We start from the raw sequence: 2021 nt of genomic DNA on the forward strand, positions 1-2021 counted from the left end.
GCATCGGTCGCCATCGGCGCACTCGCCGGCCTCTACCCGGCCGGTCGGGCGGCACGGCTGCCACCGACCGAGGCACTCAGCTCCGGCTGAGGGCGGGCGCGGCAGGGGTCGGCGCGGTCGATCGGATGAATCGGGTCGGCCGGGTGGATCGCGTCAACGGGTCGTGTCGGAAGTTGTCTGTATGGAACCTGGGCAAAACCTGGGCACTACCTGGGCAAGATTTGGCACTACTCGGTATCCGCATCCACCCGGCGTCGACTCGGTCGAGAGTTCGAATCGGTTCGCCCGTGTCCATTTCGGTCCCCTTCGTCGGCACTCGGCGTCGGTTCGACTTCACCCATGACGCCCGCACCCGCACCCGCATCCCTTCGATCCGAGCCACCCGCCCCCTCCGCCAAGCCGTTCGCTCACGTATGGATCCCACCATCCGCGATCGAGCGGCTTCGCTGCGTCCGGCGTCGGATTCCCCGCTGCTCACCGCGTATTTCCGGCCAATCAACGGCCGGCGTGTTCGCGCCGGGCCGGCCTCCGGACCGTGCGATCAGCATCGATGCAGGTCGGCGCGTGAGGGGAGGCGCTTCGTACGACCAGATGATGACGCCGGCATGGTGAAGTCATCGATTGGGTTGACGATGGCCGGCCTCGGCAGTCGGTAATCTTTGAGACGGAAAGCGGTTCACCACCCCGCATCGCCCGGCCGACCGGAACATGTCGCAACCGCGGAGCGTCCGCCCAGCGTCAATCCACCGACCGGTGTGTCGTGTCCTCGTCTTACGATGGCGCAGCTGAGGGCAGGGCGTGGTGGATGCCACATCGCCACCGGCCCGGGTCCGTGGCCGTCGGACTCGACGAGTCGTTGGGGGTTGATCAGCAGTGTTGCGCGTTCTCGACGACTGCCGAGACGACGGCGACGGCGTCGCCGGCGGATCCGCCCCGACCGGCACGCTCACGCGGGCCCGAGTGCCGGGGCCCGCCAAGTCCGGGACGACGAACGCCGCGCGGGCTGCGGACGGCGACGACGCGAAGATCGTACGACGCGACTGGCGCGGCCGGTTGTGGTCCGCCCCCTGGAAAATGTTGCTCTTCCTGTGGCGGACCCTGTGCGGCGAGTGGCGCGGCATCGTCGCGGATCCCGTTCGCCAGCTGTGGCGCAGCCGCGGCAAGGGGCTCGCGCTCGCGGTCGTGGCCAGCTCCGCGGTGATCTTCTTCCACGCGATCGGGCAGACGCCGGCCGGCAAGACCGTGGTCCGCATCGTCGGTGGCGTCAGCGCCGACCTGCCGCTGTGGCTCGCGCTGCTCCGGACGCCGGTGTCGCTGTTCGTGCCCGCGTTGAACCTGCCGGTCTGGGCGGGCATCACGCAGTTGTTCCTCGCGTTCGCCATCGCCCAGCTCTCGCTCGGCGCGGGCCGCACGCTGATGGTCGCCTACGTGACCACCCTCGCGGGCACGATGGGCGCCCGAATCATGATCGCGATCGGCCCGGACCACACACTCGGCCTGCCCTCTTCGGCCGCGCATGTGCTGGACACCGGTCCGTCGGCGGCGGTGGTCGGCCTGTTCACGTATCTCTCGATCATTCACCGCGCCCCCATACTCTTCACCATCACCGGCGGCTCGATGGTCCTGGAATCGATCATCCTGCCCAACCTGGCCGGTCGCGAACACCTGATCGCGGTGGGCGCGGCAATCGTGCTGGGCCTGCTTGCCGGGCGTACTCGCCCGGGTTGGTTGGCCTGGACCGACGCCCCTCGAGCGCGACTCGGGGCGTTGACCGCCGGTCCCCGGGCGCACGCGCGGGCGCTGGGCGCGATGCCGGGCGAATGGGTACGCGGGTTGCGGGGCACGCGCCGCGGGCCGAAGTCGGTCCACACGAGCGGTTCGCACGCCTTCGACGAACCTGCCACGGACGCGGACATCCAGGTCGTTCATGGCCGGACACGCGAAAACGCCTGACCCGCCACTCGACCCATTCCGATGGGCGCGGACGCCGCCCTCCCACAAGCACCCAGGCACCCCACCCC

At 69.8% G+C, this 2021-nt stretch carries 1 protein-coding gene; it reads left to right on the forward strand.

Annotated elements, in window-relative coordinates; all coding sequences use genetic code 11:
* Window positions 1-873 precede the first annotated feature (873 nt).
* On the forward strand, window positions 874-1953 hold the full coding sequence (locus A3IC_RS70095; RefSeq protein WP_020550936.1) for a hypothetical protein: 1080 nt from the start codon (window positions 874-876) through the stop codon (window positions 1951-1953).
* Window positions 1954-2021: the final 68 nt, after the last annotated feature.

Origin of the sequence: Embleya scabrispora DSM 41855 (assembly GCF_000372745.1) — a bacterium.
GTDB lineage: Bacteria > Actinomycetota > Actinomycetes > Streptomycetales > Streptomycetaceae > Embleya > Embleya scabrispora.